The organism is Serratia sp. Z4, from assembly GCF_009900725.1.
In the GTDB taxonomy this organism is placed as follows: Bacteria; Pseudomonadota; Gammaproteobacteria; order Enterobacterales; family Enterobacteriaceae; genus Serratia; species Serratia nematodiphila.
The window spans coordinates 1335628-1355424 of the sequence record NZ_JAAABD010000001.1 but is presented as its reverse complement, the minus strand read 5'-3'; the positions used below and the strand labels follow the sequence as shown (position 1 = coordinate 1355424).

General features: G+C 58.8%; 19 protein-coding genes. 8 read left to right on the top strand and 11 right to left on the bottom strand.

The window, feature by feature from the left end:
* Positions 1 to 43 precede the first annotated feature (43 nt).
* The 4 genes from rpmI to GT753_RS06720 form a co-directional block, all read right to left on the bottom strand.
* On the bottom strand, positions 44 to 241 hold the full coding sequence (gene rpmI, locus GT753_RS06735; RefSeq protein WP_004931418.1) for a 50S ribosomal protein L35: 198 nt from the start codon (positions 239 to 241) through the stop codon (positions 44 to 46).
* Between the two features lie 98 nt (positions 242 to 339).
* Positions 340 to 891 (bottom strand): translation initiation factor IF-3, encoded by a 552-nt coding sequence (gene infC / locus GT753_RS06730; RefSeq protein ID WP_048233542.1) that lies wholly within the window; start codon positions 889 to 891, stop codon positions 340 to 342.
* A gap of 3 nt (positions 892 to 894) precedes the next feature.
* Entirely contained in the window at positions 895 to 2823 is a 1929-nt protein-coding gene (gene thrS / locus GT753_RS06725) for a threonine--tRNA ligase (protein WP_015377696.1), read from the bottom strand.
* A gap of 218 nt (positions 2824 to 3041) precedes the next feature.
* On the bottom strand, positions 3042 to 3665 hold the full coding sequence (locus GT753_RS06720) for a hypothetical protein (RefSeq protein WP_160125415.1): 624 nt from the start codon (positions 3663 to 3665) through the stop codon (positions 3042 to 3044).
* Between the two features lie 442 nt (positions 3666 to 4107).
* Here GT753_RS06720 and GT753_RS06715 point away from each other — a divergent pair, with 442 nt between their 5' ends.
* Positions 4108 to 4794: a MarC family NAAT transporter gene (locus GT753_RS06715; RefSeq protein ID WP_004931428.1), complete on the top strand. Its 687-nt coding sequence runs from the start codon at positions 4108 to 4110 to the stop codon at positions 4792 to 4794.
* Positions 4795 to 4831: 37 nt separating this feature from the next.
* Here GT753_RS06715 and GT753_RS06710 read toward each other — a convergent pair whose 3' ends face one another.
* The 6 genes from GT753_RS06710 to GT753_RS06685 form a co-directional block, all read right to left on the bottom strand.
* A complete protein-coding gene (locus GT753_RS06710; RefSeq protein WP_160125414.1) occupies positions 4832 to 5965 on the bottom strand; it encodes an ABC transporter substrate-binding protein in 1134 nt (377 codons plus the stop codon).
* A gap of 150 nt (positions 5966 to 6115) precedes the next feature.
* Entirely contained in the window at positions 6116 to 7399 is a 1284-nt protein-coding gene (locus tag GT753_RS06705) for a serine transporter (protein WP_015377691.1), read from the bottom strand.
* A gap of 257 nt (positions 7400 to 7656) precedes the next feature.
* Positions 7657 to 8994, bottom strand: coding sequence for a cytochrome c (locus GT753_RS06700; protein ID WP_160125413.1), 1338 nt, complete (start codon positions 8992 to 8994; stop codon positions 7657 to 7659).
* 12 nt (positions 8995 to 9006) lie between these two features.
* Positions 9007 to 10788, bottom strand: coding sequence for a GMC family oxidoreductase (locus tag GT753_RS06695; protein ID WP_004931432.1), 1782 nt, complete (start codon positions 10786 to 10788; stop codon positions 9007 to 9009).
* Between the two features lie 2 nt (positions 10789 to 10790).
* Complete coding sequence (locus tag GT753_RS06690; protein ID WP_015377689.1) at positions 10791 to 11516, bottom strand: gluconate 2-dehydrogenase subunit 3 family protein; 726 nt, start codon at positions 11514 to 11516, stop codon at positions 10791 to 10793.
* 307 nt (positions 11517 to 11823) lie between these two features.
* Positions 11824 to 12489 carry a transglycosylase SLT domain-containing protein gene (locus GT753_RS06685; RefSeq protein ID WP_004931439.1) on the bottom strand — a complete coding sequence of 222 codons (666 nt, stop codon included), beginning with the start codon at positions 12487 to 12489 and terminating at the stop codon, positions 11824 to 11826.
* Positions 12490 to 12598: 109 nt separating this feature from the next.
* On the opposite strand from GT753_RS06685, the gene ghoS reads away from it, so the two are divergent.
* The 6 genes from ghoS (at position 12599) to GT753_RS06655 (ending at position 17684) form a co-directional block, all read left to right on the top strand.
* On the top strand, positions 12599 to 12898 hold the full coding sequence (gene ghoS / locus GT753_RS06680; RefSeq protein ID WP_015377688.1) for a type V toxin-antitoxin system endoribonuclease antitoxin GhoS: 300 nt from the start codon (positions 12599 to 12601) through the stop codon (positions 12896 to 12898).
* A 131-nt stretch (positions 12899 to 13029) separates the two neighbouring features.
* Positions 13030 to 13974: a metal ABC transporter substrate-binding protein gene (locus GT753_RS06675; RefSeq protein WP_160125412.1), complete on the top strand. Its 945-nt coding sequence runs from the start codon at positions 13030 to 13032 to the stop codon at positions 13972 to 13974.
* Positions 13971 to 14861 carry a manganese/iron ABC transporter ATP-binding protein gene (locus tag GT753_RS06670; RefSeq protein WP_004931446.1) on the top strand — a complete coding sequence of 297 codons (891 nt, stop codon included), beginning with the start codon at positions 13971 to 13973 and terminating at the stop codon, positions 14859 to 14861. Before GT753_RS06675 ends, GT753_RS06670 begins: the two co-directional genes overlap by 4 nt.
* Entirely contained in the window at positions 14861 to 15721 is an 861-nt protein-coding gene (gene yfeC, locus GT753_RS06665) for an iron/manganese ABC transporter permease subunit YfeC (RefSeq protein ID WP_015377686.1), read from the top strand. The genes GT753_RS06670 and yfeC overlap by 1 nt, the downstream gene beginning before the upstream one ends.
* Positions 15721 to 16575: a metal ABC transporter permease gene (locus GT753_RS06660; RefSeq protein WP_044031363.1), complete on the top strand. Its 855-nt coding sequence runs from the start codon at positions 15721 to 15723 to the stop codon at positions 16573 to 16575. Before yfeC ends, GT753_RS06660 begins: the two co-directional genes overlap by 1 nt.
* 239 nt (positions 16576 to 16814) lie before the next feature.
* Positions 16815 to 17684, top strand: coding sequence for a fructosamine kinase family protein (locus GT753_RS06655; protein WP_004931452.1), 870 nt, complete (start codon positions 16815 to 16817; stop codon positions 17682 to 17684).
* Positions 17685 to 17719: 35 nt separating this feature from the next.
* On the opposite strand, the gene GT753_RS06650 is transcribed toward GT753_RS06655, so the two are convergent.
* Positions 17720 to 18280: a YniB family protein gene (locus tag GT753_RS06650; protein ID WP_004931453.1), complete on the bottom strand. Its 561-nt coding sequence runs from the start codon at positions 18278 to 18280 to the stop codon at positions 17720 to 17722.
* Positions 18281 to 18465: 185 nt separating this feature from the next.
* Here GT753_RS06650 and GT753_RS06645 point away from each other — a divergent pair, with 185 nt between their 5' ends.
* Entirely contained in the window at positions 18466 to 19746 is a 1281-nt protein-coding gene (locus GT753_RS06645) for an HdeD family acid-resistance protein (RefSeq protein WP_160125411.1), read from the top strand.
* The last annotated feature ends 51 nt before the right edge of the window (positions 19747 to 19797 follow it).

The window sequence follows — 19797 nt, the reverse complement described above, 5'->3', positions numbered from 1 at the left end:
ATGCTCTCTCCTAAAGTCTTATTCTAAATTCAAAAAAAATGGCTTATGCGTACGGCAGGCACGCGGTAACCAGGACCAGATCGTTTTTAGACACCATGCCTTTCGGACGCAGGTGACGTTTACGCTTGGTTGCTTTTTTGGTCAGAATATGACGCAGGTTGGCATGTTTACGCTTAAAACCACCGCTGCCGGTTTTTTTGAAGCGCTTGGCTGCACCACGTACAGTTTTAATCTTTGGCATTTTAATTAAATCCACTTCGCATTGTTAAACAACGAATCAGTTGGGCGAATAAAACCCACACAGCGCAAGCGCCGCGCGGGTTCCATTACTTGTAAGCCTTACTGTTTCTTCTTAGGAGCGAGCACCATAATCATCTGGCGGCCTTCGATCTTCGTAGGGAAGGATTCGACCACTGCCAGATCCATATCTTCACACAGGTCTTTACGGACGCGGTTAAGCACTTCCATACCGATCTGCTGGTGCGCCATCTCACGCCCACGGAAACGCAGGGTGATTTTGGCTTTATCGCCATCTTCCAGAAAGCGAATCAGGTTGCGTAGTTTGACCTGATAGTCGCCATCATCGGTGCCAGGACGGAATTTGATTTCCTTGACCTGAATAACTTTTTGCTTCTTCTTCTGTTCTTTCGTCGACTTGCTCTTCTCGTAGAGGAATTTGCCGTAATCCATGATTCGGCAAACTGGCGGTTCGGCATTTGGGCTGATTTCTACTAAATCAACGCCCGCTTCCTCAGCTTTTTCAAGAGCTTCATTCAGACTGACAATACCAATCTGCTCGCCATCGACGCCGGTTAGGCGAACTTCTTGCGCGCGAATTTCTCTGTTAATGCGATTAGGACGCGCCGGTTGAACTCGTTTTCCGCCTTTAATACTTTATTCCTCCAGTTGATGAAGACTACGGCTGCGAATCTCTTTCAGCAGCTTGTCTACGACTTCGTTTACGTCCAGGCTTCCCAGGTCTTTGCCACGGCGGGTACGAACGGCAACTTTGCCGGCTTCGACCTCTTTGTCGCCGCACACCAACATGTAAGGGACTCGACGTAAAGTATGTTCGCGAATTTTAAAGCCAATCTTCTCATTTCTCAAGTCCGCTTTCACGCGAATACCTGCATCCTGCAGTTTTTTGGTCAATTGCTGGACGTAATCAGACTGGCTGTCGGTGATATTCATCACCACCACCTGCACCGGAGCGATCCAGGTCGGGTAGAACCCGGCGTATTCTTCGGTAAGGATACCGATGAAGCGTTCCATGGAGCCCAAAATGGCGCGGTGAATCATTACCGGCACGACGCGATCGTTGTTTTCGCCAACGTACGAGGCGCCCAAACGGCCCGGCAAGAAGAAATCGAGCTGCACGGTACCACATTGCCATGCGCGATCCAAACAATCATGCAGGGTAAATTCAATTTTCGGTCCGTAGAAGGCGCCCTCGCCCGGCTGGTACTCGAACGGAATGCCGTTCTCGGTCAGCGCGGCGGCCAGGTCTTCTTCCGCACGGGTCCACATGTCGTCGGTACCGATGCGTTTTTCCGGACGAGTGGACAGCTTGACGGCGATCTTGTCGAAGCCGAAGGTGCCGTACACGTCATAGACCATGCGAATGCATTCGTTCACTTCGGCGCGCACCTGCTCTTCGGTACAGAAGATGTGGGCGTCATCCTGCGTGAAGCCGCGCACGCGCATCAGACCGTGCAGGGAACCCGACGGCTCGTTGCGGTGGCAGCTGCCGAATTCGCCCATGCGCAGCGGCAAATCGCGGTACGACTTCAGGCCCTGGTTGAAGATCTGCACGTGACCCGGGCAGTTCATCGGCTTGATGCAGTATTCGCGGTTTTCCGACGCGGTGGTGAACATGGCGTCTTTGTAGTTTTCCCAGTGGCCGGTTTTTTCCCACAGCACGCGGTCCATCATAAACGGACCTTTCACTTCCTGGTACTGGTACTCTTTGAGCTTCATGCGCACGAAGGCTTCCAGCTCGCGGAAGATAGTCCAACCGTCGTTGTGCCAGAACACCATGCCCGGCGCTTCTTCCTGCATGTGATACAGATCGAGCTGCTTGCCGATCTTGCGGTGATCGCGCTTGGCCGCCTCTTCCAGGCGTTGCAGGTAGGCGTTCAGCTGCTTCTTGTCTGCCCAGGCGGTGCCGTAGATACGCTGCAGCATTTTGTTTTTGCTGTCACCGCGCCAGTAAGCGCCGGAGGTTTTCTGCAGCTTGAAATGGTGGCAGAAACGCATGTTCGGCACGTGCGGGCCGCGGCACATGTCGATGTATTCTTCGTGGTGATACAGGCCAGGACGATCGTCATGGCTGATGTTCTCATCCAGGATCGCCACTTTATAGATTTCGCCGCGCTCAGCGAAGGTGTCGCGGGCTTCTTGCCAACTGACCTTCTTCTTGATGACGTCGTAATCCTTATCGGCCAACTCGTGCATCCGCTTTTCCAGCAGATCCAGGTCTTCCTGCGTCAGGGTGCGGTCGATATCCACGTCATAATAGAAACCGTTGTCGATAACAGGACCGATCGCCATTTTGGTATCCGGCCACAGCTGCTTGATCGCATGACCCAGCAGGTGCGCGCAGGAGTGGCGCATGATTTCCAGACCGTCTTCGTCTTTGATGGTGATGATGGCCAGCTGCGCATCCGATTCGATCAGATCGCTGGCATCAACCAGTTCGCCATTGACGCGACCGGCGATACAGGCTTTCGCCAGGCCAGGGCCGATATCGCGCGCGACATCCATCGGGGAAACGGGGTGGTCGAAATGACGCTGACTACCGTCAGGAAGAGTAATAACAGGCATTAATAATTCCTTATCTACAGTGGTGACCCACACGACAGATCACATGCAGTACGAAAATTGGATTTTGGGTTTGGTCAGCCAGGTTTCAGATCTCGCCCACAATTGCCAGATTGAAACCTCACTGGGTATACAGAATGGAACGCATACCTTCTCAGCCGAATTCGGCTAAGCGAATAGTATCACTAAAATTGTTCCGGATAAATAAAGCGCCGTCGCCCTCACACTTTCGCTTCATTCGACGCAAAAACGGTCTTCATGTAGCTGAGGGTGGCCAGCAGGCACAGGCCGTAGCCCAGCAGTTCGCAACCCTCTTCCACCATGTTTTTCACCACCCGGTTGTAGCCGTCCAGCATCAGCGTTTGCCACAGCGTGCTCATGCCGAACAGGCGTGAAAACACCAGAATGCACAGCAGACCGGCGCACATCATGCCGTAGCCGGGATGCGTCACGAAATCGGCCAGGCCGCGCACCGTCGCCGCAATGTGCCTGGCGGCATGGCACAGACAGACCAAGGTGACCGCCAGCGCGAACCACACCCAGGCGCCGTGCCACAACGCATCGAAAGCGAAGTCCATCTCGCGGATCAGCATGCAGAGAAAGAAGCCGCCGACCAGCATCCAGGCGGAGCGGCGTTCCGCCTGCCGCCAGGCCGCGGCGAAAAAACCGCCGGCGATGGCGAGCAGCAACAGTTCCTGCGCCGCTTCGGTCAGCGAGGTTTCATGCACGAAGTTATGCAACCAGTGCACATCGATAAACACCAGGCCGACCAATGCCGCCATGAAGGCGGCAGAAAGCGCGAATGCGCTGATTTTCCCCAGTAAAAGTTTCAACTCGTCTTGCATAATCAATCTCATTATCGTTTTAAAGCGCGCCTATGGTAGGCAGCTGAGCCTGCGGGGTGTAGCAATTGGTGCTGAACGTCGGCCTTTACCGGCCAATTGCGGCGAAAAAGGCCATAAAACACAAAAATTGTGCATTTTTTCTGAGCGCCGCTCGTTTTTCAGCCTGCGCTCATCATGGGTGCGCGGTATTAACGACGTTATAGGGGCTGATGCATTTTGGTGCGCGTTCGGCGCCGCGGGCGATTGCGGTCAACGACGCCCCGTTGGGATGTGAGGATGAACCTGAGCTCGCCGGCGAGTGCAACGGCAATGATGAAACGCCGGCCGACGGTTAATTAACGTTACGAGCTATCCCCATTGCCGCCAGGCACGCGGCAGGCTAGGCTGTTTAGCTCGTAGGCCGCCGCTTGGCGGCCTGAACGTTGCACAGGGAGTCTACTTTATGACGGGTATTTTGCAGTTATTCCAGGCCATCGGACTGGGTTTGGTGCTGCTGTTGCCGCTGGCCAACCCGCTGACCACGGTGGCGTTGCTGCTCGGTTTGTCCGGTAATATGACGCGCGAAGAGCGCAATCAGCAGTCGCTGATGGCCTCGGTTTATGTGTTCTGCATCATGACGGTGGCGTTTTACGCCGGGCAGGTGGTGATGAACACTTTCGGTATTTCGATCCCCGGCCTGCGCATCGCCGGCGGCCTGATCGTCGCCTTCATCGGTTTCCGCATGCTGTTCCCGCAACAAAGCGCCGATGAGGCGCCGGAGGTGGAGAGCAAGTCGCACGAGCTGCGCCACAAGACATCGGCCAACATCGCCTTCGTGCCGTTGGCCATGCCGAGCACCGCCGGGCCGGGCACCATCGCGATGATCATCAGCTCGGCGTCGAGCGTCAAAGCGAACACGCTGGGTTTTGAACCCTGGGTGCTGGCCGTGGCGCCGGTCGCCATCTTCCTGACGGTCGCGGTGATCCTGTGGGGCTGCCTGCTCAGCTCCGGCGCCATCATGCGCCTGGTAGGGAAAAGCGGCATCGAGGCGATCTCGCGCCTGATGGGCTTCCTGCTGGTGTGCATGGGGGTACAGTTCATTATCAACGGCGTGCTGGAGATCATCTCCACCTATACGCCGGCCGCCTGATCACACAAAACGGGCGCGATCGTCGCGCCCGTTGCCGTTATTTCCCCATCGGCGCCTGCGCGCCCAAAATGCCCTTGCCTTCCGGCACTTCGGTAAAGCGGCTGAGGATCTCGCTGTAGGTCTTGGCCGGATCCAGATCCGGGAACTGCGCCGGGTAGATAAACTTCGCCAGATACTCCAGCCCCACGATGTTGTACGGATGGTTGTAGAAATTATGGTAGATGCCGTAGAACCGCCCCTCTTTCACCGCCGACACCTGCGCGAAGCCCGGGCGCTGTTTCATGCGGTTGAAAGCCTCATCCACCTGTTGCTGCGTCACGCCATAGCCGAACGGCACCGCGGCGTTGGTCTTGCTGGCCCACTGTGAGCCGGAAACGATGTAGGCGTCCGGTTTCATGGCGATCACTTTTTCCAGCGCCACGTCGCCGGTCGCGCCCGGCAACAGCGCAGAGCCGATGTTGCGCGCGCCGACCGCCTCGACCAGCGCCCCCCAGCCGACGTGCGCATGGGTGAAGCAGCAGGACTCCAGCCCATTCAGGCCAGCCTTGGCTTCGAAAAACACCCGCGGTTTGGGTGCCACCGCCTGCGTTTTGGCCAGAATGGCCTGATAATGCTGCTGATAATAATCGGTATATTGCTTGGCTTCGCTTTCGCGGTTGAGGGTTTCCCCCAGCAGCGTCACGCTTTTCGGCGTGTTCTCCACCGGCTTGAGCATGGTATCGATGAACAGCACCGGCACGTTCAGCGCCTTCAGCTTATCCAGCACGCCGGTTTGGCTCAGCGAAGGCTTGGAGCGCAGCTGGGCGATCATCAGATCGGGCCGCTTGGCGATCACGCTCTCCAGGTTCACTTCACCCTTATCGCTGAATCCCATATCGATGATGTTTTTCGCCCCCGGCCATTTGCTCTGCAAGATATCCCAGGTCGCCGCATCGCTTTTCTTCAGCAGGTTATTCCAGGCCACCAGCCGGCCAAACGGATTGGCGCGATCGAGCAGCGCCAGCGTGAGAATGTCGCGCCCGTCCTGCACCACGATGCGTTTCGGCTCCTGCTGGAGGGTGACCGTCTGGCCGGAGGTGTCGGTCAGGGTCAACGGATAGGTAGTGGCCATCGCCGGAGAGGCGAGCAAGGCGGCGCAAACCAGCGCCGGCAAAATGATTCGACGGTGCACGAAAAACTCCTTAGTCATGAATACATTCAGAAAATACTAATGAGAATGGCTTGCATTATCAAAGATAACGCCCGGCATGTCGGCGATTAATTGCAAAGGGATGTGTAAAGGAAGGATAAGAGGCGCGCCGGAAGCGGCGCGCCCAGGGGATCACATCAGGCCGTAGATCAGCGCCGACAGCGCAATCAGGCCCATCACCAGCACGAATACGTTGCTCGCCGCGCGGTACTGGCGCATGGCCGGCACCGCACGCACGGCGTACATCGGCAGAATGAACAGGATGGCGGCAATCAGCGGGCCGCTGATGGTTTCGATGATGTGCAGCGCGCTGGGGTTCCACACCGTCGCCGCCCAGGTGAGCAGGAACAGCGACGCCGCCGAGATGCGGTGCGTCATGCGCGAACTGAGCGGCTTGCCGACCGCGCGCGTGACGCCGTCGATCAGGCTGGTCGCCCCTTCCGTCACCCCCAGCGAAGTGCCGAGATAGGATTTGGCCATCGCCAGCATCGCCATCACCGGGCCAAGGTAGGCGATCAGCGGGTTGGAGAACTTGTTGGCCAGCGTAGTCAGCACCGTGATGTTCTGCTCTTTCGCCTGCAGCATGTCTTCATGAGACAGGCTCAGCACGCAGCTGAACACGAAGAACAGCACGGTAACGCAGATCAGCACATAGCTATAGCGCATGATGCGCGCGCAGCGGCGTTCCGCCTTGTCGCCGTACAGGCTCTTCTGGGTCGAGGCGAAGGAAGAGATGATCGGCGCATGGCTGAAGGAGAACACCATCACCGGCACCGCCAGCCACAGCGAATGCCACAACCCCGGCGTGTCGAAGCGGGTGGCGGCCAGGCCGTGCACGAAGTTGGCGGTATTCCAGCTCGGCATCAGATAGAGCGAAATGCCCATCAGGAACACCAGCAGTGGGAACACCAGCATGCCCATCGCCGCCACGATGCTGTCTTTGCCGCGCAGCAGCACCAGATTGAGCACCACCACCACCGCCAGGCTCAGCCAGATGCGCGGCAGCGGGGCCACGTGGAACTGATGGATCAGGAAGCTGTCCAGCGCGTTGGTGATCGAAATGCTGTACACCAGCACGATCGGGAAGAACGCCATCAGATACAGCATCATGATGATTTTGCCGGCCAGCACGCCGAAGTGTTCCACCACCACATCGTGAATGTTGCCGTCGCGGCTGGAGCCGGAAAGCACGAAGCGGCTGAGCGCGCGGTGCGGCAAATAAGTCAGCGGGAAAGCGAACAGCGCCATCAACAGCAACACCAGCGGGCCGTTCAGGCCGGCGTTGATCGGCAAGAACAACGTACCGGCGCCCACCGCAGTCGCATAGAGACCGAACATCCAGACGGTGTCGGTTTTGTTCCATTTGGCAGGCTGAGCGGCCGTCAGCGTGCCTGAATCGGGAGAAATCGTACTCATGAGACAGTCTACCTTAATCTGCGGCGACAACGATTGCGCCTAACGGGATATCCTTCTCCGCGAGTTTTTTAATAATAATCAGTGAATTAAAGCGATATTTCATACTTACGCCTGATGAAAGGACGGCAAAGGATAATGAAAAATCCGCTGCGGGTCTATGTTTTATCGGCCGAATGAACGATTTGCGAACACAATGTGCTGAAAAAAACGGCGCACTCAGTAAAAACTAAGGGCCCCTTGCGGAGCCCTTAAGCGGTTTATTTCTTCGCGTCCGGATGGTCCGGCACCTCGGCGCTGCCCATCTCCTTCTCGTCGCGGATCATCGAGCGGTCTTTACGCACGTCGGCCACGTCGGAAGCGCTCACCGGTTTGGCGCTGTTGCCCCAGCTCGAGCGGATGAAGTTCACCACGTCCGCCACCTGCTGATCGTTCAGACGCCAGCCAAACGGCGGCATGGTGATGTTGGATACCGCCCCCTGCACCGCCGGCGTAGTGTTGCCGGTCAGCACGATGTGGATCAGCGAAGTCGCGTCCTCGGTCTGCACCACCGGATTGCCCTTCAGCGACGGGAAGGCGCGCTTGTAGCCCACGCCGTCGGTGCGGTGGCAGGCCGCGCAGTTATCGACATACAGCGCCGCGCCGGGTTTGCTGTCGTCGCCGCGCCACAGATCCTTGGCCACGCTGTCTTCGACCGGCGCCGCCTGCTGCTTGCCGTCTTTCGGCGGCAGCGATTTCAGGTAGCGCGCGATGGCGGTCAGATCGTCGTCGCTCAGGTATTGCAGGCTGTGCTCCACCACGTCGCTCATGCCGCCGAACACGATCGCCTTGTCGTTACGGCCGGTTTTCAGGAACTCGGTCAGCTCGGCTTCGCTCCAGCTGCCCAGGCCATCCTTGCGGTCGCCGCGCAGGCTGGAAGCCACCCACCCGTCGATCGGCGCGTTGCTGCCGGACAGGTAGTCGTCGCTTTCGCTGTTGCTCAACGCTTTTTCCTGCATGGTGATGCTGCGCGGGGTATGGCAAGCGCCGCAGTGGCCCAGGCCTTCCACCAGGTAGCGTCCGCGTTCAATCACCGGATCGGCCTTGGCGTCGGCAACGAAGTCCGCCGGCGACGGCGCAAACATGCCGCGCCAGATGCTCAGCGGCCAACGCATCGACAGCGGCCACGGGATGTCAGAGTCCTTGTTGGCCTGTTCCACCGGCTGCACGCCGTGCATGAAATAGGCATACATGGCGCGCATGTCGTCCTCTTTCACCAGCGCGAACGACGGGTACGGCATCGCCGGGTACAGGGTGCTGCCGTTTTTGGCTACGCCCTTACGCACCGCGTTGTCGAAATCCTCGAAGCTGTAATCGCCGATGCCGGTTTTCTTGTCCGGCGTGATGTTGGTCGAGTAGATGGTGCCGATCGGCGTCTCCATCGCCAGGCCGCCGGCGAAGGTTTTGCCGTTCTTGCCATCGGTATGGCAGGCCACGCAGTCACCGGCGCGCGCCAGGTACTCGCCGCGCTTGATCAGCTCGCTGCTGACGGTGGCGTCCTGCGCCCAAACGGAAAAACTCACTGCACAGAGAACCAGTGCCGGTACAAATGCTTTCATCGTTCGCCGTCCTTATGCCTGCACCAATGGGCCTGGGTTTTTCAGATACTGCTCGCGAATGGCGCGGGCAGACCAGTAAGCCAGCGCCGCCACGGTGCCGGTCGGGTTGTAGCCCAGCCCTTGCGGGAAGGCCGATGCGCCGATCGAGAACACGTTGTGCACGTCCCAGCTCTGCAGATAGCGGTTGACCGCGCTGGTCTTCGGATCTTCCCCCATCACCGCACCGCCGTTCATGTGGGTAGTCTGGTAGCTGGTGGTGTCGAAGTGGCTGTTGGCGTTTTTCGGGCTGCCGGCGATCAGTTTCGGGTTCATCGCCTTGGCGATCGGCGCCATCTTGTCGTACATGAACTGCGCCATCTTGATGTCGTTTTCCTGCCAGTCGAACGTCATGCGCAGCAGCGGCTGGCCAAAGACGTTCTTGTAGTTGGGATCGAGATCCAGATAGTTATTGCGGTACGACTGGTGCGCGCCGTGGGCGTCCATCGACACGTGATGGGTGTAGGCATCCGCCACCGCCGCTTTCCACTTGCTGCCCCAGGCCGGGGTGCCCGGTGGGGTCGGCAGGCCGGAGATCGGCTTGGTGCCCGCCTGGTTGACCCAGAATGGCGAACCGCCGACGAAGCCTTCTTTGGCGTGATCGAAGTTATCGGCGTTGAAGTCGTCCACGCCCACGCCGTTGCCGCCGGCGCCGATGAACGGGTTGGTGAACACGTCTTTATCGAAGAACGCCTTGATGGTGGTCATGTTCTGGTAGGCGAAGTTGCGCCCGACCACGCCTTCGCCGGTTACCGGATCGTAAGGCTTGCCGATGCCGGACAGCAGCATCAGGTGCACATTGTGGAACTGGAACGCGCCCAGGATCACCAGATCGGCCGGCTGTTCAATCTCGCGGCCCTGCGCATCGACGTAGTTCACGCCGGTGGCGCGGGATTTGTCGTCGGTCAGGTTGACCTTTAGCACGTTGGCGTTGGTGCGCAGCTCGAAGCGTTTCTCCATGCGCAGCGCCGGCAAGATGTTGACGTTCGGCGAGGCCTTGGAATACATGTAGCAGGCGTAGCCGCTGCAGAAACCGCAGAAGTTGCACGGGCCCATCTGCGCGCCGTACGGGTTGGTGTAAGAATCCGAGGTGTTGGCGGACGGCAGGTTGTAAGGGTGGTAACCCACCTCCAGCGCCGCTTTCTCGAACAGCTGAGCGGAGTAGGTATTTTTCTGCGCCGGCAGCGGGAAGTCGTCGGAGCGATCCGGCGCAAAGCGGTTGCCGCCCTTCTGCGCTACTTTCTGCCCCTTGATGGTCCAGGCGGTGCCGGAGGTGCCGAACACTTTCTCCGCCTTGTCGAAGAACGGCTCCAGCTCGTCGTAAGTCACGCCGAAGTCCTGGATGGTCATGTCCTTCGGAATGAAGTTTTTGCCGTAACGCTCTTCATAATGGCTGCGCATGCGCAGTTCGATCGGATCGACGCGGAAATGCACGCCCGACCAGTGCAGGCCGGCGCCGCCGACGCCGGTGCCCGGCAGGAACGCCGCCAGCTGGCGGTAAGGCACCGCGGTCTGGCTGCTGTTATGGCGAATGGTGACGGTGCTTTTCGACAGATCCTGGAACAGCTTGCGCCGAATGTTATAGGTCAGCTCGTCGATCACCTGCGGGTAAGAACCGTCCGGATAGGTGTCGCGCATCGGGCCGCGCTCCAGCGCCACCACGTTGAGGCCGGCCTCGGTCAGCTCTTTGGCCATGATCGCGCCCACCCAGCCGAAGCCGACGATCACCGCGTCTACTTTTTTCATTACCGTTGCCATGGTTAGCCCCTCTCCCCACGAATCGAGACCGGTGGGAAGGGATAACGCTCCCCTCGCTCAACCCAGTCCATAAAATCGGCGCGCGCGCCCGGAAAATTAATCAGCTTCCAACCCACCATGTCTTTGTTGCCGCCATGGATCGGATCGCTGAAGAAACCTTCACGGGTGTTTTGCAGCAGATAGGAGAAGAACAGTTTCGACGGCAGTTGCTGGAACTCCGCCTCGCCGGACTCGAACTTTTGCAGCATGGCGTCCTGCTGCGCGCCATCCAGTTCGGCGAAAGGCTTGCCGGCGGTTTTCTTGCTGTAGGCGTCGGCGTCTGCGATGCCGAGGTTATAGATCTGCTTGGGCACCAGCGGCAGCTGATAGCCCATCTCCTTCGGCACATCGGGGTTGAACGGCCCCTGCATGTACCAGATGGAGCCGGTGGCGTACGGGGTATTCATCTGGCGATCGATAAACTCCGGCACGCCGGCTTCCAGCGCGCCGGGGCCGCGATCGTCGGCCGGGATCAGGCGCGCGACGGCGGCCTTGATGAAGGCCCACTCTTCCGGGGTGAAAAAGGTCGGTTGGTAATCGTTCTGCGTTGAGGTGTTCGAGGCTGCGACCGCCGGTGTCGGTGCCGTCAGCGCGCCAACGCCGCTGCCACCAATTACCGCCGCAGGAATTAAGGTCATCGATTTCAACAAGAAATCGCGCCGCGAATTGTTGGTTTTATGATTCGACATGTCACATTCCATCCAAAGATAGTCACAACTATTTAACCGCAACCTTGCGATCGATACGGGTTTTTAAAATAATTTGTTACTTATTTGTATATTTATTGAAGGTCAGAATGCGTACAAAAGCAAAAATGTTACCGGTAACTTATTGAATGAACGTAAAGATTTATCTGCTAACGTAAATTTAACTTTTTGTGCGGTTTTTCCGATAAGCGGTGAGGAAATAACGAAAAATGAGAGGTGGGTCGCGCGCTGGAACGGTGCCGAAAACAAAATCGGCCGCGTTCAGCGGCCGATTCGACAAAAGAGAGGATTACTGCGACATCGCCTGATAGGCGGTGGTCACCTTCCACAAATAGCGCGGCGCCTGCGGTGCCGGGTGCTTTTTCTGGATGTGCTGATAAAACTCATCCGGGCTCATCTGATTGATGCGATTGACCGCCACGCGCTTGTCCGAGGAGAAGGTGCGCAACATGGCACCCGCCCCATTCACGTACGAAACGATGGTGGCGTAACGCAAAGTCTGTGGATTGTTGATCCCGGCTAGCTGCTGGCTTTGAAGAATATTGATATAGGCCGTTCCCAGATCAATATTGACCGCCGGATCCTTCAGCTCACGCGAGCTGGGTTGCCCGCTTCGTCCCTTCATGCGATAGGCGTCGCGGCCGGCGGTAGAAGCCTTAAGCTGCATCAATCCCACTGCGTTCGAGGTGCTGACCACGTTCGGGTTAAACCCGGACTCCACCTGAATAATCGCTTTAATCAGCGTTTCGTCAACGCCATAGTTGCTGGCCGCCTGACGAATGTAATCGTTATAAGCAACCGGGGTGCCCGTGCGGTTTACCGGTGCCTGCGGAGGGGGTTTTAACCAACCGCCGCGCGTTGTGCCACTGCCTGAAATATTGCTTGCCGTTTGCGGGTCTTTGGCGCACCCCGACAAAAGTAAAATTGCCGTTAGGCAACCTATTTTTGTTTTCACAGAATCCCTCACTCCTTTCAATGAGTTGCGTAGCATATACAACTTGTAAGGACACCTGCAGTAATTTTTTGGGCTAATCTCAAGCTATCCATATACCAAGAGGTGATTTATGAGTCAATCTGCAACAAGCTGCTTTGTGGTGACTTTTCGCTATCAGGAAGAGGGATTAACCGACCTGGCGAAGCTGACCGGGCAATTGACGCGCGAGGGTTTTGTCACGTCGGTGACAGACGAAAATGGCGTTCACCACGAACTCGGCAGCAACAGTTTTGCGTTCATAACCGTGCTGGATCAAGAGGATGTACTGCGCCTGGCGCAGGGGTTCGGGCAGTTGGCATTGGGAAAACAGCCGGAGGTGGCGATATGCAGCTGTGAGGACTACCTTCAGCGGTTACATACTGATACATAAAATGCTATAACTCCCCGGACGGTATTATTTTTTCAGTTGGAGAAATACCCCGCCGGCGGTGGGCAAGTGGCGCTTGACTTCGCTTCAATTGATATTGATAATCATTTTCATTTGAACCAGGAGACGTCATCATGCCATTGATAATTTGCGCTTTTCGTCGCAGTCGCCCTTCCCGCTCTGCCGCATTGTTACGCCCTTTCATGCTCGCCTGCCTGCTGCTCGGCGCCGCCTTGGTCAGCCAAAACGCGCTGGCGGAAAAAAAGCTGCGCGTGGTGACCACCTTCACCATCATTCAGGATATCGCCCAGAACGTGGCCGGTGACGCCGCCGTGGTGGAATCCATCACCAAGCCGGGCGCCGAGATCCACGACTATCAACCGACTCCGCGCGACATCGTCAAGGCACAGCACGCCGACCTGATCCTGTGGAACGGCATGAACCTGGAGCGCTGGTTCCAGCGTTTCTTCGAAAACATCAAACAGGTGCCGGCGGCGGTAGTCACCGAAGGCATTACCCCGCTGCCGATCCGCGAAGGGCCCTATAACGGCAACCCGAACCCGCATGCCTGGATGTCGCCAAGCAACGCGCTGGTGTATATCGAGAATATCCGCAAGGCGCTGGTGGAGCACGATCCGGCCAATGCGGAAACCTATAACCGCAACGCCAAGGCCTACGCAGAGAAAATCGGCGCGCTGGACGCCCCGCTGCGCGAACGCCTGGCGCGCATTCCGGCCGCACAGCGCTGGCTGGTGACCAGTGAAGGTGCCTTCAGCTACCTGGCGCAGGACTATCAGTTGAAAGAGGTTTATCTGTGGCCGATCAACGCCGATGAGCAAGGCTCGCCGCAGCAGGTGCGCCGGGTGATCGACGCCGTGCGCGCCCACCATATTCCGGTGGTGTTCAGCGAGAGCACCATTTCCGACAAGCCGGCCAGGCAGGTGGCGAAAGAAACCGGCGCCAAATACGGCGGCGTGCTGTACGTGGACTCGCTGTCCACCCGCGATGGCCCGGTGCCGACCTACATCGACCTGCTTAACACCACCGTGCAAACCATCGCCAAAGGATTCGATCAATGACCCATGAACCGTTTGTCCGCCCTGAATTGAACGTGGACGACGTCACCGTAACCTACAACAACGGGCACACCGCCATTCACAACGCCAGCTTCACCCTGAGCGGCGGTTCGATCTGCGCATTGGTCGGCGTCAACGGCAGCGGCAAATCGACGCTGTTCAAAAGCATCATGGGCCTGGTCAGGCCCACCGCCGGCCAGGTGTCGCTGAGCGACAAGCCGGTGGCGGACGCGCTGAAAAAGAACCTGATCGCCTACGTGCCGCAGACCGAAGACGTCGACTGGAACTTCCCGGTGCTGGTGGAAGACGTGGTGATGATGGGCCGCTACGGCAAGATGAACTTCCTGCGCATTCCGTCACGTGAGGACAGGTTGCGGGTCGACAAGGCGCTGGAGCGCGTCGGCCTGAGCGAGCTGCGCGGCCGGCAGATCGGCGAGCTGTCCGGCGGCCAGAAGAAGCGCGTATTTCTGGCGCGCGCGCTGGCGCAACAGGGCACGGTGCTGCTGCTGGATGAGCCTTTCACCGGCGTGGATGTGAAAACCGAGAATGCGATTATCGAGCTGCTGCGCGCGCTGCGCGACGAGGGCCATCTCATTTTGGTCTCCACTCACAACCTCGGCAGCGTGCCGGAATTTTGCGATCGGGTGATCCTCATCAACCGCACGGTGCTGGCCGCCGGCCCGACCGAGACCACCTTCACACAGAGCAACCTGGAGCAGGCGTTCGGCGGCGTGCTGCGCCATATCAACCTTTCCGGCCCGGATCTGCACGACGACAACGATCCGCGCACCGTCACGGTGTTGACCGACGATGAACGCCCGGCGGTGTTCTACGGCCACACCAAAAGCGATCCGCCGGCCAACAGCCAGGCCAGGGAGAAACAATCCTGATGCTGGACCTTCTGCTGCAACCTTTCAGTTACAACTACATGGTGAAGGCCATCTGGGTCAGCGCCATCGTCGGCGCCGCCTGCGCGTTCCTGTCCGCCTACCTGATGCTGAAAGGGTGGTCGTTGATGGGCGATGCGCTGTCGCACTCGGTGGTGCCCGGCGTGGCCGGCGCCTACGCCCTCGGCCTGCCCTACGCCGCCGGCGCCTTCTTCACCGGCATGCTGGCGGCGCTGGCGATGACGCTGGTGCGCCACATCACCCGGCTGCGCGAAGACGCCATCATCGGCTTTATCTTCTCCACCTTCTTCGCCGTCGGCCTGCTGATCGTGTCGCTCAACCCCACCTCGGTCAACGTACAGTCGATCATCTTCGGCAATATCCTCGGCATCGCCGACGAAGACGTGCTGCAGGTGGAAATCATCATCGGCGTTTCGCTGCTGATCCTGTGCCTGGTGTGGAAAGATCTGCTGGCGGTGTTCTTCGACGAAAGCCACGCGGTGTCGATCGGCCTGTCGCCGCTGAAGCTGAAGATCCTGTTCTTCACCCTGCTCAGCGCCTGCACCGTCGCCGCGCTGCAAACCGTCGGCGCCATTCTGGTGATCGCCATGGTGATCACGCCGGGCGCCACCGCCTACCTGCTGACCGACCGCTTCAGCCGGCTGGTGATCATCGCCATCATCATCGGCGCATTGACCAGCGGCATCGGCGCCTACCTGAGTTTCTTCCTCGACGGCGCCACCGGCGGGGTGATCGTCACCCTGCAAACGCTGGTATTCCTGGCGGCGTTCTTCTTCGCGCCGAAACACGGCCTGCTGGCATCCCGGCGCCGCGTGGCACATTCGCAAACCGGAGGCCGCTGATGGACACCCTGTATCAACTGCTCAGCGAACCCTTCGCCTACCCGTTCATGCAGCGGGCGATCGTCGCCGCCATCGTTACCGGCGTGGTGTGCGCCGTGCTCTCCTGCTATCTGGTGCTCAAGGGCTGGTCGCTGATGGGCGACGCCATCTCGCACGCCGTCTTGCCCGGCATCGTAGTGGCGTTCGTGGTCGGCATCCCGCTGGCGATCGGCGCCTTCCTCTCCGGCATTTTTTGCGCGGTAGCCACAGGCTACCTGAAAGAGAACAGCCGGGTGAAAGAGGACACGGTGATGGGCATCGTCTTTTCCGGCATGTTCGCCTTCGGCCTGGTGCTGTTCTCGCGCATCGATACCGACCAGCACCTGAGCCACATTCTGTTCGGCAACATGCTGGGCATTACCGACGGCGAACTGAAGCAAACCCTGCTGATCGCCGGCATCACCCTGGCGGTGGTGCTGCTCAAGCGCAAAGACTTCATGCTGTACTGCTTCGATCCGCACCATGCGCGGGTGATTGGCCTGCCGGTCAAGCTGCTGCACTACGGGTTGCTGTGCCTGCTGGCGATGACCATCGTCGCCTCGCTGCAGGCCGTGGGGGTGATCCTGGTGATCGCCATGCTGATCGCCCCCGGCATCATCGCCTTTATGCTGTGCCGCCGCTTCGACCGCATGCTGATGGTGGCGACGGTGGTGTCGGTGTTCTCCTGCGTGCTCGGCACCCTGATCAGCTTCCACATCGACGGCGCCACCGGGCCCTGCATCGTCATCGTGCAGGCCGTGCTGTTCGTGATCGCCTTGTTGTACAGTAAATTACGCCCGTTACAGCGTAACCAAAGCGCGCTCACCGGCGGTTAATTCCCCCGATGCGGCGAAGCCTTCTACTCGCCGCATCACATTCCCCCCGCTCATTCCGTCGTTGTCATCAAGTTGCAACCGGTATTGCGCTTAAATTAATCAATAGGGTATATACTTTGAGCTGGCGAGGCGCTGAAAAAATCGCCGCCTTTGACGCCGGCTGTGCGCCGCGTCGTGTTTTCACCACGGGAAAGACGCTAACCTAATGAATTATCAGGCAGCACAGAGGGGGACATACCATGTGGCAAGCCGTTAGCCGTCTGTTAAGTGAACATCTTGGCAGCGCAGAGATACGCGAAAGGATTGAACTGCCCGGGGGCGACATTCACCCGGCGTGGCGCGTGAGTTACGGTGACAACGAGGTGTTCGTGAAATGCGACGCCCGTGAACAACTGCCGATATTCACCGCCGAGGCCGATCAGCTGGCGTTGCTGGCGCGCAGCAAAAGCGTGCGGGTGCCGGAAGTGTACGGCGTCGGCAGCGATCGCGATTACAGCTTCCTGCTGCTGGAGTATCAGCAGCTGAAACCCCTCGATGCTCACGGCGCCTACTGCCTGGGGCAACAACTGGCGCATTTGCACCAGTGGAGCGAGCAACCGCAGTTCGGTCTCGACTTCGACAGCGATCTGACCACCACCCCGCAACCCAACGCCTGGCAACGCCGCTGGTCGGAATTCTTCGCCGAGCAGCGCATCGGCTGGCAGCTGCAGCTGGCGGCGGAAAAAGGCATGACCTTCGGCGACATCGACGACATCGTCGATCGGGTGTATCTGCGCTTGCAGCACCACCAGCCGCAGCCTTCCCTGCTGCACGGCAACCTGTGGCCGGGCAACTGCGCGATGACCGCCCACGGGCCGATACTGTTCGATCCGGCCAGCTACTGGGGCGACCGAGAGTGCGATTTGGCGATGCTGCCGCTGTATCCGGAGCTGCCGCCGCAGATCTACGACGGCTATCAGAGCGTGTGGCCGCTGGGGGCCGGGTTTATCGAGCGCCAGCCGCTGTATCAGCTGTACTACCTGCTCAACCGCAGCAACCTGTTCGGCGGCCAGCATTTGGTGGCTGCGCAACGTGCGGTGGAGGCGCTGTTGCAGCCGGAAGCGTCATAACGTTCCGGGGCGCCGCTCGGCGCCCCGTTCATGGTTCAGGCCGCGCCGGCCAACTGCCCCAACAGGCGGATCACGAACCAGGCGATCACCGCAATCACGATCGGCAGGATGTACAGCGGAAAGTACTGCAGGAAAATGGTGTGGTGCGGCAGCGTGATGCGTTCCTCCAGTTGCTGACGCGTGTGCCCTTCGCTGCCCTTGGCCTGCTCCAGGATCATCTGATCTTCCAGTCCTTCGCGAATGAACTTGACCTGACGCGACATGCGCGCGCCGGAAGCCTGCAATGCCAGCCCGACGAAGATCAATATATAGATGATGATGAACATCAAATTGGCGCCGCTGAACAGGCTTTTATCCACGTCCGGCACCGGCGAGTTGTACCAGAAAAGGTTCAGGAACGGCGTATTGAAACGCACCATGTCCACCATCACGTGGACAAAATCCAGCATTACTGCGTTGATGCCTTTGGTTTTTTCACTGTGCTGATAGATAAAGCCCAGCACGGAAATCAGCGTCGACAGCAACGCCGGGATAAAAACCACCCATCCGAGAATGCGTTTCAAAATGGCGATACGCCCGGCCTGTTGATACGTCATGTGTTCCCCTTGTTAACGACGTAACCGAATCGGCTAAGTCTACCTGCAGTTGGCGAAACTCGCCCACCGTTTTCTTCATTCCCGCTGTGCTACAAGCTTAGCCGAATTCGCCGAAATCAACTGCTTAACGACATCCGGGCACTATCATTGAAGAGATAACGTTATCCGTTTAGCCAGAGGCCGCCATGATTCGACTGATTATCTTATTGCTGGGCGCGCAGGCGCTGCACGGCCAGCGCCGCCTGCTGGTGCTGTTCGGTTGGCTGTGGATAGCCGCAGGGGCGCTGATGCTGTTCGACATACTGCAGGATGGCCGGTCGGTGCTGGCGCTGGATGCGCTGGCGGTCATCCTGGCGCTGGAGGGGCTGGTGGCGGTATCCGCCGCGCTGGTGATCGGCTCTTCGGCCAGCAGGCCGGTGCTGCTGAAGGGGCTGGGCTTCGTGTTTATGGCCTTTTTAACGTTGGACGTGCCCGCAGACGATAACATCGTCGCCACCGTGGTGTTTGGCAGCGCGCTGCTGCTTGACGGCGCCGTGCGCATCGCCTCCTCCACGGTGATTCAGCACAATCGATGGAAAGCCGTAGCGCTGGCGGGCGGCGGCGAGATCCTGCTTTCGTTGATGATTTTTATCGGCTGGCCGGCGCCGCATCGGATGACGGTGCCCTTTTGCCTCGGCGTGATGATGGTGCTTTCCGGCTGGGCTTTATTGCGTATCGCCCGCAGACTGACAAACTTCTCTCTGAATCAGCACCCCGCGCGGCAGCCACCGCACCCGGAGGATGAGACTGCGCCGCTCACGGTGTATGTCTGGACACCGATTGGCGCGGCTAAAGATCCGCGCCGGCGTTACATCGTCGACCGATACATCGCGGCGGTCGACGGCGGCGGCAATATCTCCACCGGTCACGCCGCCCTGGCGCTCGCGCCGGATGTGTATATCAGCCACTACCCACTCAACGACATCAGCCATTCCGTTCAGGATTTCCGTCAGTTGCTGCACGCCGGCGAACAGAACAACGTCGACGGGCGTTTCCTGCCCGACCTGGCGGGCGAGATCGCCGCCTGGTGCCCACCGGACAAGAAAATTCAATTCTACCGCTATAACCCGGCGGCGCTGCGCGCATTCTGGCTGCGTTATCGGCAGGACGCCACCTACAATCTGACCCGGCGCAACTGCTCCACCACGGTCATCGGCGCGCTCGACAGCGCGTTGGAAGGCGTGCTGGGCGATAAACATCTGTGGCGCCGTTTTCTGTTGCTGGTGCTCGATCCCAACCTGTGGATGCTGGCAGTTCTGCGCAGCCGCGGTGAAAGCATGACCTGGACGCCGGGGTTGGTGCTGGACTATGCGCGCATGTTGCAACAGGTTTCCGAGCGTCAACACCAGCGATGGTGGCTAAAATTGCGCGAGGTGTGGAATATCCTGCGTTTTGGCAAAAGCCACACGCGCAGGCAAAGGTTTTAGTCTCGTCACCGGCGATGATAAAGTGTCGGGCACATTCACCCGCGCCGGCAG